At 44.3% G+C, this 12,773-nt stretch carries 9 protein-coding genes and 1 tRNA gene; 8 read left to right on the forward strand and 2 right to left on the reverse strand.

Features of this window, described 5'->3' with window-relative positions:
* Window positions 1-45: 45 nt before the first annotated feature.
* The gene (gene hflX / locus ACOCD9_RS10360) at window positions 46-1,689 is read right to left on the reverse strand and encodes a GTPase HflX (protein ID WP_419547344.1); all 1,644 of its coding nucleotides are present in this window, start codon (window positions 1,687-1,689) and stop codon (window positions 46-48) included.
* 159 nt (window positions 1,690-1,848) lie between these two features.
* Here hflX and ACOCD9_RS10365 point away from each other — a divergent pair, with 159 nt between their 5' ends.
* A complete protein-coding gene (locus ACOCD9_RS10365) occupies window positions 1,849-2,769 on the forward strand; it encodes a class II fructose-bisphosphate aldolase (protein WP_419547346.1) in 921 nt (306 codons plus the stop codon).
* A gap of 306 nt (window positions 2,770-3,075) precedes the next feature.
* Window positions 3,076-3,669, forward strand: coding sequence for an RdgB/HAM1 family non-canonical purine NTP pyrophosphatase (gene rdgB / locus ACOCD9_RS10370; protein WP_419547348.1), 594 nt, complete (start codon window positions 3,076-3,078; stop codon window positions 3,667-3,669).
* On the opposite strand, the gene lipA is transcribed toward rdgB, so the two are convergent.
* Window positions 3,632-4,537, reverse strand: a complete 906-nt coding sequence (lipA, locus tag ACOCD9_RS10375) for a lipoyl synthase (protein WP_108935506.1) — start codon at window positions 4,535-4,537, stop codon at window positions 3,632-3,634. The two genes, rdgB and lipA, sit on opposite strands and share 38 nt — an antisense overlap.
* A 71-nt stretch (window positions 4,538-4,608) precedes the next feature.
* Between lipA and ACOCD9_RS10380 the strand changes: the two genes are divergently transcribed.
* The 6 genes from ACOCD9_RS10380 (at window position 4,609) to pstB (ending at window position 12,608) form a co-directional block, all read left to right on the forward strand.
* A tRNA-Pro gene (locus ACOCD9_RS10380) sits at window positions 4,609-4,682 on the forward strand.
* A gap of 318 nt (window positions 4,683-5,000) precedes the next feature.
* Window positions 5,001-8,012, forward strand: coding sequence for a type ISP restriction/modification enzyme (locus ACOCD9_RS10385; protein ID WP_419547350.1), 3,012 nt, complete (start codon window positions 5,001-5,003; stop codon window positions 8,010-8,012).
* Window positions 8,013-8,518: 506 nt separating this feature from the next.
* Window positions 8,519-9,532 (forward strand): phosphate ABC transporter substrate-binding protein PstS, encoded by a 1,014-nt coding sequence (gene pstS / locus ACOCD9_RS10390; RefSeq protein ID WP_419547352.1) that lies wholly within the window; start codon window positions 8,519-8,521, stop codon window positions 9,530-9,532.
* Between the two features lie 391 nt (window positions 9,533-9,923).
* Window positions 9,924-10,898 carry a phosphate ABC transporter permease subunit PstC gene (pstC, locus tag ACOCD9_RS10395; protein ID WP_287702385.1) on the forward strand — a complete coding sequence of 325 codons (975 nt, stop codon included), beginning with the start codon at window positions 9,924-9,926 and terminating at the stop codon, window positions 10,896-10,898.
* 4 nt (window positions 10,899-10,902) lie between these two features.
* The gene (gene pstA, locus ACOCD9_RS10400; protein ID WP_419547354.1) at window positions 10,903-11,787 is read left to right on the forward strand and encodes a phosphate ABC transporter permease PstA; all 885 of its coding nucleotides are present in this window, start codon (window positions 10,903-10,905) and stop codon (window positions 11,785-11,787) included.
* Between the two features lie 11 nt (window positions 11,788-11,798).
* Entirely contained in the window at window positions 11,799-12,608 is an 810-nt protein-coding gene (pstB, locus tag ACOCD9_RS10405; RefSeq protein WP_419547356.1) for a phosphate ABC transporter ATP-binding protein PstB, read from the forward strand.
* Window positions 12,609-12,773 lie beyond the last annotated feature (165 nt).

A 12,773-nucleotide genomic window follows, 5' to 3' on the forward strand; every position in this document is an offset into this window, starting at 1 on the left:
ACTCCTAACTCCTGTCTCCTGAATACTGACAGCTTACTGCTATACTTAAGCGGTTAAATCGATTAACTTTTGTTTTAAAGTTTCCAATCCTAGCCGACGAATAGCCGAGATAAAAACAGCTTGGGGATATTTTTCCTTAGCTATTTCTAAATCATCGCTTTTTACCTGATCCAACTTATTAAACACCATTAACATCGGACCGGTTTGAATCGGCATCTCTGAGAGGATTTTTAATACCGAGGCAATCTGACTTTCCCAAGCTGGATGGGAGAGATCCACCAGATGGAGTAAGGCGTCTGCTTCCGTTACTTCCTCCAAAGTTGCCCGAAAAGCATCCACCAGCGAGGGGGGTAATTCATGGATAAAACCCACCGTATCGGTTAGTAAGAGGGGGTGAGATGTTTGGGTAAGGGGATCGGTAATAGTTAAGCGTCGGGTAGTGGGATCGAGGGTAGCAAACAGTTGATCGGCGGTATACACTTCGGCAGCGGTGAGAGCATTAATTAAAGTAGATTTTCCCGCATTGGTGTAACCGACGATCGCCACACTGGCTACATCTTGTTTTTGCCGTTGTTTGCGTAAACGGGAACGATGAGCTTGCAGTTGATCCACCTCATCCTGGAGACGGGATAAACGACGTTGAATAGTTCGGCGTTCTGTTTCTAATTTTGTCTCCCCCGGTCCGCGAGTGCCAATTCCTCCCCCTAATCTCGACATGGCTAATCCGCGCCCGGTGAGACGGGGTAAAGTGTATTCTAATTGGGCTAATTCTACCTGTAGTTTACCCGCTTGGGATTGGGCCCGTTGGGCGAAAATGTCCAGGATCACCTCGGTGCGATCGACCACTCTCACCCCGATTTGGTTCTCTAGATTGCGAATTTGGGCGGGAGAAAGATCCCGATTGAATACAACTAAATTAGCCCCCGAAGTTTGCACCTGTAGGGCGATTTCTGCCACTTTTCCCGAACCGATCACTGTTTGAGGATGGGGATGATCCCGTTTTTGTCGGGTGACTTGCAAAACTTTGCCCCCGGCGGTATCAACTAAACGTTCTAATTCGCTTAAACCGTCCTCGAACTGGCGATCGCTCATATTGTCGGTGATTAAACCAACCAATAGCACCCGATCTTCGGCTGTATCAACGGTTATAGCGGTAAATTCGCGCTGAAACTCCGCCTCTAGTCCTTCCACTAACTCTAAAAAGTCCTGTTTGCTTAAATCCTCTAGATTTAAGGGCGGGGAGACAGACCAGTATATATTACTATTGACATTTGTTTGACTTTGTGGTATGAGATGCGCCAGATAGACTTGCTCCACATAACCGGTCGCCCCACCACCGCGACGGATCATGCCTGTGCCGGTTAGGGTTAAGATCACCAGTGCGTCTAATCTTTGCAGAGCCATGGCGGTTAAACTGGATTCTTTTGGCGGTTCCTGCTTGAGTTCCGTGGCGATACAACGAATTCCGCAAAGACGTTCGGAACCGTAGCGGGGTAGTTCCAAGAGAGAAAATTGGGTTTGTCGGGGGGTTCCCACTCCCACACGAATTACCTGGCCGCGACGGTTGATATAGGTGCAGAGGGGTTGATGGATATCGGTACTGATGGCCGCCAGTCTTTGGGCGAATTCTGGGGTGGTGAGAGTATCAATAGGCAAGCGTTCATGGTACAGCCTTTGTAGCTGTTTCATCTGACTAGCTTTTAGTCCCTGGGTATTGCCGAAGATGGTATCGATAGGCTTTCCTCACAATTAGGATTTTATGTATTATTGTAGCGATTTTGACACTCGCTGCCCTTTTATTTGTCCTCTAGAAGCCAGCCCTAATTAGGGTAAAATTGGGCAGTATCAATGGTTATTTTCCATATTATGCTCGCTTCTACTCAGGAACTCCTCGAAACCGCTCGCAAAAATATCTATGCGATCGGAGCTTTTAATGTTTATAACCTAGAAGGGGTCAAAGCGGTGATTAGTGCCGCCGAGGATTGCCGTAGTCCCGCTATGTTGCAAATTCACCCCAGTGCTTTGCGTTATGGCAGTTCTACCCTCGTCGCTCTCTGTTTAGAGGCCGCTCGCTCGGCCAAGGTTCCTATCTCGGTCCATCTTGACCATAGCACTAAAGCCAGCGATATCTACGAGGCCCTAGAAGCGGGGATGACCTCAATTATGGCCGATGGCTCTCATCTTCCCTACCAAGATAATCTCGCTTTTACCAAAGAAATGACTCGTTTAGCTCACGAATACGGGGCTGTGGTGGAGGCAGAAATCGGCCGAATTAGTGGCACTGAGGACGGGTTAACTATTGCCGAAAAAGAGGCTAAAATGACAGATCCTGAGCAAGCAGTGCAATTTGTGCAGGCAACGGGAGTGGATTCTCTGGCCGTAACTATCGGTAATGTCCATGGCGAGTACAAAAGTCCGCCCCGTCTCGATTTCGATCGCCTGGACCGGATTCGACAACTTCTGTCTATTCCCCTAGTTTTACACGGTGCTTCCGGTTTACCCCCAGAAATGATCGGGCGATCGATCCAGTTAGGAGTCTGCAAATTTAATGTTAATACAGAAGTGCGTCAAGCCTATATGCAGTCCCTGAAACGGGAAATTTGTGGGCCAGAGGATAAGGATTTATTAGAGATCGCAGGAGAGGCAATTTCCGCGATGAAATCGGTAATTATCGACAAATTAACCCTTTTTGGTGCTGTCAATAAGGCCCACCTCCACGAAACTCCCTACGCTCAAATGTTAGCGGGATTATCGGGGGTTAGGGACTAGGAATTATAAATTATGAATTATGAATTATGAATTGGGGAGAAGAGAGAAGGGAGAATAAATAAAAATAATCTCCTGTCTCCTGAATACTAACTCCTGAAGTCTGACTCTCGACGACCGGCTCCTGACGGTTAAGTAGGTAGGCACAATTATTTGTAGGATGGGTTAGCGGTAGCGTAACCCATGCGGGCGTTGGGTTTCATGCTTCAACCGTTCGGCTGAGCTCACGGCCGAAGCCCAACCTACGTTCATTTTATATTTAATTCCACCCACCTACTTAAAATAACTGATCACTGAGATAAAATGCCAATGAAAAAATTAATTCTAGCCACGAGTAACCCGGGTAAATTAGCAGAGATAGGGGAATACTTAACCGATATCGACCTAGAATTGCAGTTAAAACCCGATTATTTAGAGATAGAGGAAACAGGGGCGACTTTTGCTGAAAATGCCTATTTAAAAGCTGCTCAAATTGCCCTAACATTGGGAGAATGGTCGATCGCCGATGATTCGGGATTGGAAGTAACCGGGTTAGGAAATGCCCCGGGGATTTACTCGGCCCGCTATGGTAAAAATGATCGAGAAAGAATCGATCGCCTAGTCAGAGAATTAGGAGATAATCAGGATCGCTCGGCCCGTTTTGTCTGTGTAATTGCGATCGCCCGTCCCGATGGTGAGATTGCCTTGAGCGCCACAGGAATCTGTACGGGAGAAATTCTCACCAGTCCTAAGGGTAAAGGTGGTTTTGGTTACGATCCGATTTTTTATGTCCCCGAATACGCTTTAACCTTTGCGGAAATGTCTCCCGAATTAAAAAGAAAAATTAGCCACCGAGGACGAGCTTTTGAGCAATTGCTGCCCCATCTCAAGACTCTCGCGGGTACAAATTCATTAAGGCTCTGACTTGTTCGGCATGATAAGAGCTTCTTGTCAAGGGACTCGCAACAATTTGTAAAAATCCCAGAGACTCACCGTATTCGCGCCAAGCTTGGAACTGTTCGGGGGTGATAAATTCCTGTACACCGAGATGTTTTGGCGATGGTTGCAGATACTGCCCGATGGTGAGAATATCACAATCGACGGCCCGTAAATCGCGCATTACTTGCCGCACTTCCTCGTCGGTTTCCCCCAATCCCACCATAATGCCCGATTTTGTGTAGGTAGCGGGAACAATGGCGCGAGCGCGCTGCAATAATTCTAGGGAACGCTGGTAATCCCCCTGGGGACGCACACGACGATAGAGACGGGGAACAGTTTCGGTATTGTGGTTTAAAACTTCAGGTTTAGCGGCAAGAATCAAAGCTAAAGCCTGCCAATTGCCACAAAGATCGGGAATCAGCACTTCGATGGTGGTTTTTGGGGAAATGCGGCGAATTTCCTCGATACAACGGACAAATTGACTAGCACCCCCATCAGCCAAATCATCGCGATTGACAGAAGTGATCACTACATGATTAAGATCGAGACGTTGCACGGCTGCCGCTAGTCGCTGGGGTTCCGTGGAGTCTAAAGGTTGGGGTTTTTTCTCAAAATCGATGTCACAGTAAGGACAGGCACGAGTGCAAGCAGGACCCATAATTAAAAAGGTAGCCGTCCCCGCGTGGAAACATTCGCCGATATTGGGGCAGGAAGCCTCCTCACAAACGGTATTTAAGCCTAAATCGCGTAAAACTTCCTTAACACTGCCGACTCGCTGCCATTGCGGTGCTTTTACCCGTAACCACTCTGGTTTTACCGTCACGCCTGAACTACTCCGATAATTTTTGCCTATATCTGTAATATCCTAGCAAGTCTCGACCCACTCAAGGCCGAATATGCTATGATGATTTAGCTGAAAATTTTCGGGATGTAGCGCAGCTTGGTAGCGCACTTCGTTCGGGACGAAGGGGCCGCAGGTTCGAATCCTGTCATCCCGATTAAAGACAATCAAGGGTAGATCCCCCCGCCTATCGGCACCCCCCTGATCAAGGGGAGATCCCCCCGCCTATCGGCACCCCCCGTAACAAGGGTAGATCCCCCCGCCTAGCGGCACCCCCCTTATCAAGGGGAGCTCCCCCCGCCTATCGGCACCCCCCTTAATAAGGGTAGATCCCCCCGCCTATCGGCACCCCCCTTATCAAGGGTAGATCCCCCCGCCTATCGGCACCCCCCTTATCAAGGGGGGCAGGGGGGATCAGAGTCCAAAATCTATCTTCTATTTGATTATAACTACTTAATTTACCTCCTCTAAGCCCATGTCTAGATTATTAATCAGCCAGTATCAGGCGGAAGTTGAGAAGATTGTCCAATATGGCGGCAGTCGCAAGGAAACTTCGATTAGAGTCGCTTTTCAGAATTTGTTAAATGACTATTGCAAGGCGCGGGATTTTTTGTTAATTCCGGAGTTGGATTATCGCACTAAGTCGGGAAAAGTTGTCTATCCTGACGGGACGGTTAAGGATGCTTTACGGTTAGATTGGGGATATTGGGAAAGTAAGGATCAATACGATAATTTAGACGAAGAAATTGAGAAAAAGTTAGCGAAAGGCTACCCTAATGACAATATTTTATTTGAAGATTCCCAGACGGCGGTTTTAATTCAAGGAGGAGAGGAAAGACTGCGCGTCTCGATGCGCGATGATGAGGCTTTGGATGGGATTATTAATGCTTTTATTAATTATGTACGTCCGGAGGTTGAGGATTTTCGAGAGGCAATTGATAGTTTTAAGGAAGATTTACCAACAATTTTAGAAGCGTTGCGGGATTTAATTGCGTTGCAGTCGGAGACGAATCGGAATTTTGTGACAGCGCGGGACAATTTTTTAGAGATTTGTCGCAAGTCAATCAATCCAGAAATTAGTCTGGAAGATGTGCGAGAGATGATTATTCAGCACATCCTGACAGAGGATATTTTTATCAATATTTTTAATGAGTCCCAATTTCACCGGGAAAATAATATCGCTAGGGAATTACAGGGAGTGATTGAAACTTTCTTTACTGGTAATACTAAGCGCAATACTTTAGGGACTATTGAACGTTATTATGCGGTAATTCGGCGGACGGCGGCGAATATTTATAACCACCACGAAAAGCAGAAGTTTCTCAAGGCGATTTATGAGAATTTTTATAAAGCATACAATCCGAAAGCGGCAGACCGGTTGGGAATTGTCTATACACCCAATGAAATTGTCCGTTTTATGATTGAAAGTGTCGATTATTTAGTACATAAGCATTTTGGTAAGTTGTTGGCGGATCCAGGAGTAGAAATTTTAGATCCGGCGACGGGGACAGGAACTTTTGTGACGGAGTTGATTGAGTATTTACCGAAGGATAAGTTACGGTACAAGTATAAGCATGAGATGCACTGTAATGAGGTGGCAATTCTGCCTTATTATATTGCGAATTTGAATATTGAGTTCACCTACAAGCAGAAGATGGGTGAGTATGAGGAGTTTGAGCATATTTGTTTTGTGGATACCCTGGACCATGCTGCTTTTCATCTCAAGCAGATGGATTTGTTTGCCATGTCGGTGGAGAATACCCAACGGATTCAAAATCAAAATGACCGCAATATTTCTGTAATTATTGGGAATCCTCCTTATAATGCTAATCAGCAAAATGAGAATGACAATAATAAAAATCGGAAGTATCCTGCTATTGATAAGCGCATTAAGGATACTTACATCGAAGAGAGTACAGCGCAGAAGACAAAGCTATATGATATGTATTCTCGCTTCTTTCGTTGGGCTACAGATAGGTTAGGTGAAAATGGTATAATAGCTTTTATTACTAACTCTTCTTTTATCGATGCGAGGACATTTGACGGTTTTAGAAAAGTAGTAGAGAATGAGTTTAGTGAAATTTATATCATTGATTTAGGTGGTAATGTCAGGAAAAATCCTAAACTTTCAGGGACAACTCATAATGTTTTCGGTATTCAGACGGGGGTGACGATTAGTTTGATGGTGAAGCGAGAAAGTAATAATCTTCCTTGTCAAATTTTATATACTCGCCGTCCTGAATTGGATACAGCAGCGCAAAAATTAGAGTTTTTGTCATCCACAAAACTTAATCAGCTTGATTTCGAGCATATCATCCCAGATAAAAAGCATAATTGGATTGAACAATCAGATAATGATTTCGATTGTCTGATACCATTGGTAAATAAGAATACTAAACTAGCCAAATCTGGCGCAGAAGAAATGGCAGTTTTCAAACTATTTTCATTGGGTGTAGTAACCAATCGAGATGAATGGGTATATGATTATTCTGACAAAAACTTATCTCGTAAAATGTCTTATTTTCTAGAAATTTATAATAGACAACTAGGAAAAATATCAAAAACATCAAATGTTTTAGAGGAAAAATTATCAACTGAGATTAAGTGGACGAGAGACTTAAAAAAACAATTAACAAATAATAGTAAAATAAGTTTTGATGAGAATTGCATATTACCATCTCTATATAGAAGTTTTGTTTCAAAATATATTTACTGGGATAAATGTGTTAATGAAATGCAATATCAACTCCCAAAAATCTTTCCTGATATAAATTCTCAAAACATAGTTATTATTTATTCTTCTGGACAAAAAGCATTTACAGTTCTCTCAAGTAATCAAATTTTTGATTTACATTTAACAGGTGACTCTCAATGTCTCCCTCTTTACTACTACGACAAAGAAGGAAACCGCATCGATAATATCACCGATTGGGGATTGCAGCAATTCCAAAACCATTACAACGATAAAACCATCACCAAACTCCACATCTTCCACTACACTTATGCAGTCCTTCACTACCCGGAATATCGCAGTAAATACGAATTAAATCTCAAGCGAGAATTTCCGCGACTTCCCTTTTATGATAACTTCTCTCAATGGGTAGAATGGGGAAGCAAACTAATGGAATTACATATCAAATATGAAACCGTCGCACCCTACCCACTAACCCGCATTGATACTAATAATAACCTCAAACCGAAACCTAAACTAAAAGCTGACCGAGAAAAAAATTCTATCAACCTTGATGATGTCACTTTCCTACAAGATATTCCCAAAATTGCTTGGGAATATAAACTCGGTAATCGTTCGGCCCTAGAATGGATATTAGATCAATATAAGGAAAAGAAACCCAAAGATCAAACCATCGCCGAAAGATTTAATAATTATCGCTTTGCCGATTATAAAGAAACAGTAATTGACTTACTACAAAGAGTCTGTACTGTCAGCGTCGAAACCATGAAAATAATAGAAGCGATGAGACATTAAAAAGGTAGCTAAGTAGGTAGGCGTTAAAAGTTGTCAGATCCCCCCTGCCCTCCTTGATAAGGGGGGTGTCTGATAATTTTTAACGCTTACCTACTTATACTATTTCTCTAAATGAAAACTACACATCGAATTTAAGTCACCCTTTTTAAGGGGGATTTAGGGGGATTAAACTTCTGTAGTCAGACTTTGGAGAATTGGTATTAAAAGGGTTTTACCATTATTCAGCAAATCCTAGATAAAAAGCTTTGTCCGGGCAATTTCTCCCCAACAGATGGTTAAAATTAAGATTTCATCCATAGATACAATAGATTTTGGTCTTTATCGATCTAAATTGTTGCCAAAAGCTGTGGATTTTTTAAATTAAACTTAACCAAAATTTTACCCAATCTTAACCTAAAAAAATCTCCAATATTTCTAGATTTAAAAGTAATATTTGTGCCTTAAACTATATCTTGAAGAAAGTTCAACTTTCTCCAATTGTGCAGGATTCTTCAACCGGAAAACTTATGATATTCTCAACTGCTACCCTAACTCGTGTGTGTGCTGTCTCCTTCGCCACGGCAGCGGCCTTAGCAGGGACGATGGGAGAAACCCTCGCCCAAACCCTGAACGGTGCAGGAGCCTCCTTTCCCGCGCCCCTATACCAGCGTTATTTTGCCGACTATAAAAACGCCACTGGTGTCACCGTTAACTATAATTCCGTCGGTAGCGGTGCCGGTGTCCGGCAATTTATCGCCGGAACCGTCGATTTTGGCGCTTCCGATGCCGCTCCTTCCTCTTCCGAAAAAAGCCAGATGAAAAACGGTTTATTGCTGGTTCCCACCGCCGGAGGAGCCGTCGCTGTGGTTTATAATCTGCCTGGGGTAAATAACCTACAAATTTCCCGGGCTAACCTGGGTAAAATCTTCAGTGGCGAGATCACTAACTGGAGACAGGTGGATCCGAAACTGCCCAACCAACCCATTAAAGTGGTGGTTAGGGCTGATGGTAGCGGTACTACCGAGATTTTTACCTCTCACCTGAGCGCGATTAGTCCTTCTTTCAAAAGTAAAGTGGGAACCAGCAAAGAACCCAACTGGGGTTTTACAGTTCTCAAAGGACCGAAAAATGATGGTGTGGCGGCCCTGGTTAAACAAACAGAAGGCTCGATCGGTTACGTTCAAGATACCTTTGCCCGCAAAAATGAAGGGGCAACCATGAGAACTGCTAAAGTTCAGAATAAAGCCGGTCAATTTGTCGAACCCAGTCTCGCCCAAGCTAACAAGGCGATGGAAGGGATCAAATTTAACGCCGATTTTACCGCTAATATGGACGATCCGAGCAGTGGTTATCCGATCGTCGGGATTACTTGGTTATTAGTACCGAAAGACTATGCTGATAACAAAAAAGCAGCAGAAATTAAAAGACTGTTAACTTGGATTCTCACCACCGGTCAAGGTATTAACAATCAATTGGAATTTACTCGGATTCCCCAATCGGTGACTCAAAGAGTTTTAGCCGAAGTTAACAAAATTAAATAAATAGGGTTTGCTGAATAAATGTGAAATGTAGGTAAGGTAAGGGTTTTGTGGCTTTTCTCGCGAAACAGGTGCAAATTTTGAGAGAATCGTCTTTGAAAACCTTGCGTCTTCATCGGCCCGCGTCCTGTAGGGGCGAAGCATTCGGGCAATAACCTATCGGTGAAACCGGAGATTTTCTAACCGAATGCTTCGCCCGTACTTTTTCAGCAAACCTAAATACTTTTGTATTAGTTTAGGCTTGATTGTCACCGCTTTCCAGTAAAATGGAAAAAAGTTACCGGTTAAGTCCATAACTAATAACTGCAAGTATTTCTTTTCTGTGGGCTGAACAATGTTCAGCCCCTACAGTTGCGTTTTCAACAACTGATAACTGGTAATCGCTCTCTACTTTATGGCTAATTTTTCTGAATCCGTCGAGTCCTTGGACGTCTCGGCGGCCAATCTTAACGAAAACCCCGGCACTGCGGGTTTATTTGATCGCATTTTTACGCTCCTAGTCTGGATTTGTGCCGCCTCCGGTTTAATTTTTCTGCTCTGGATGGCCTGGATTGTTTTTCAGGATGCGCGGCCGGCGATCAATGAATTCGGTTGGGGATTTCTCTGGGGAACCACTTGGGATGTGAACGTCCTCAAATTTGGTGGTTTACCCTTTATTTTCGGTTCCGTTGTTTCCTCGATTCTGGCTCTTTTATTAGCTATTCCCCTCAGTGTCGCCGTTGCTTTAACCACTAGCGAGAATTATTTACCAGCAAGTATCCGTTATCCCATCGGTTTTCTAGTGGAATTAATCGCCTCGATTCCTAGTGTAATTATCGGGTTATGGGGGATTTTTGTGCTAATTCCCGTGCTTAAACCCCTGCAAGAATGGTTATTTCAAAATTTTGCTTGGTTCCCTTTGTTTAATACCCAACCTTTGGGACCAAGTATGCTGATCGCCGGTGTCATCCTGGCCATCATGATCGTGCCGACTATTTCCGCTATCAGTCGCGATGTCTTGCTTACCGTCCCCCCGGAATTACGCAGCGCCTCCATGGCCCTAGGGGCGACTCGTTGGGAAACCATCTGGCGCGTGCTGTTGCCGGCGGCGAGTTCCGGTATTATCGGGGCGATTATCCTCGGTTTAGGGCGTGCTTTAGGGGAAACTATGGCGGTAGCCATGGTAATCGGTAACTCCTCGATTATTAGTCCCTCCCTCTTGGCCCCCGGTTATACTATTCCTGCTGTACTAGCTAATACCTTCCCAGAAGCTTTTGAAAAAATCCACATCGGAGCTTTGATGTATCTAGCTTTGATTCTATTTGTTATTACCTTGGCCGTCAATAGTGTAGCGGCTTTATTAGTACAGTTTATCAACCGCAATCGTTAATTTTATGAGCCAAGGAGCTTTTCCTGAAGAAGATTTACAGCAACCCCTGTCACCGTGGCGACATTTTTTTACCAACGGTCTCACGGGTTTAGCGATCGCTCTTAGTGCTATCGCCATTCTGCCTTTATTCGCTATCCTCTTTCAAATTGTCAAAGAAGGTTTACCCGGATTCAATTGGCAAGTTTTCACCTCTTTACCCGCCCCAGTTGGCTCCGATCCCAGTGTTCCCAATGGTTTTGCTAATGCGATCGTGGGGACTTTAACTATGGTCGGTTTAGCGGCTTTAGGCAGCATACCTCTGGGGATTCTCACCGGGGTTTTCCTCTCGGAATTCGCTCGGGGTTCCAAAATTGGCGGTATTCTGCGCTTCGCGATCGTGGTGTTGAGTAGTACCCCTTCCGTTATCGTCGGGGTGTTTTCCTTCGGGGTTTTGGTCTTAACTACCAAACAATTTTCCGCCGTGGCGGGGGCTTTTGCTTTGGGGGTGATCATGTTGCCGATCATCGCTTTAACCACGGAAGAGGCACTAAAACTAATACCCATGTCCTACCGTCTCGGTTCCTCCGCTTTGGGGGGTTCCCGTTTCGATACGGTATTTCGCATTGTCCTGCCAGCAGCGATCGCACCGATTATGACCGGGATATTATTAGCGGTGGCCCGGGCCGCTGGAGAAACCGCCCCCTTAATGTTTACGGCTTTATTTAGTCAATTTTGGCAAGAAAGTCTTTGGTCGCCCACACCGGCTTTAACGGTGTTGATTTATAACTATGCTAGTTCCCCCTTTCCTGAACAAAATTCCTTGGCTTGGACAGCTTCTTTAGTCCTAATTATCTTAGTTTTAATTACTAGCCTTATCTCCCGTTTTGTCACTCGTAAACGCTCAAATTAAGCATTTTTCTTATGATCGATTCCTCTCTCATGAACAGTCCTACTTCTCTAGCTAATTCGGCGATCGAAGTCGAAAATCTTAGCTTTTTCTACGGTAGCAAAAAAGCACTAGAAGGGGTTTCTTTAGAAATCCCGCAAAAGCAAGTAACCGCCATGATCGGCCCCTCTGGTTGTGGTAAATCCACTCTCTTAAAAGCCCTCAATCGCATCGGGGAATTAGAGGGGCAAGTGACAGTTAAGGGCAAAGTTAGGTTTTTTGGTCAAGATATCTACGCCCCCAAAGTTAACCTTCATACCTTAAGGCGACAGGTGGGTATGGTGTTTCAGCGCCCTAACCCTTTTCCCGCTACTATTTACGATAATATTGCCTACGGTATTAGAATTTATCGTTCCGCTAGTCGCAGTGAATTAGATGGGATTGTGGAATCAGCTTTAAAAGGAGCTGCTCTTTGGAATGAAGTTAAAGATCTGTTGAATAAATCTGCTTTAGGATTATCGGGAGGACAACAACAAAGATTGTGTATTGCTCGCGCTTTGGCGGTAAAACCAAAAGTATTATTAATGGATGAACCTTGTTCTGCTTTAGACCCCCTTTCTACCCTCAAAGTCGAGGAATTAATCCATGAGTTGAAGCAACAATACACGATCGTCATTGTCACCCATAATATGCAACAGGCCTCTAGGGTATCCGATCGCACGGCCTTTTTTAATGCCGATGAAACCCGTGTCGGTCGTTTGGTGGAATGTGATGCCACCCAGAAAATTTTCACCGATGCAGTTAATCAACAAACTCGCGATTATGTAGCCGGTAGATTCGGTTAATTGGCCTTGTCAGGAGACGGGAGACAGTTATCGGTTATCAGTTATCAGTTATCAGTTATCAGTTATCAGTTATCAGTTATCAGTTATCAGTTATCAGTAGTCAGGAGATTATTTTTATTTATTCTCCCCACACCCCACACCCCACACCCTACACCCCACACCCCA

The organism is Microcystis sp. (assembly GCF_048564745.1).
Taxonomy (GTDB): Bacteria; Cyanobacteriota; Cyanobacteriia; order Cyanobacteriales; family Microcystaceae; genus Microcystis; species Microcystis ichthyoblabe_A.

What these genes read in the sequence shown, in the direction of transcription:
- hflX (WP_419547344.1), bottom strand. Translation starts at nt 1,689, where the DNA reads ATGAAACAGCTACAAAGGCTGTACCATGAACGCTTGCCTATTGATACT.
- ACOCD9_RS10365 (WP_419547346.1), top strand. Translation starts at nt 1,849, where the DNA reads ATGGTTATTTTCCATATTATGCTCGCTTCTACTCAGGAACTCCTCGAA.
- rdgB (WP_419547348.1), top strand. Translation starts at nt 3,076, where the DNA reads ATGAAAAAATTAATTCTAGCCACGAGTAACCCGGGTAAATTAGCAGAG.
- ACOCD9_RS10385 (WP_419547350.1), top strand. Translation starts at nt 5,001, where the DNA reads ATGTCTAGATTATTAATCAGCCAGTATCAGGCGGAAGTTGAGAAGATT.
- pstS (WP_419547352.1), top strand. Translation starts at nt 8,519, where the DNA reads ATGATATTCTCAACTGCTACCCTAACTCGTGTGTGTGCTGTCTCCTTC.
- pstC (WP_287702385.1), top strand. Translation starts at nt 9,924, where the DNA reads ATGGCTAATTTTTCTGAATCCGTCGAGTCCTTGGACGTCTCGGCGGCC.
- pstA (WP_419547354.1), top strand. Translation starts at nt 10,903, where the DNA reads ATGAGCCAAGGAGCTTTTCCTGAAGAAGATTTACAGCAACCCCTGTCA.
- pstB (WP_419547356.1), top strand. Translation starts at nt 11,799, where the DNA reads ATGATCGATTCCTCTCTCATGAACAGTCCTACTTCTCTAGCTAATTCG.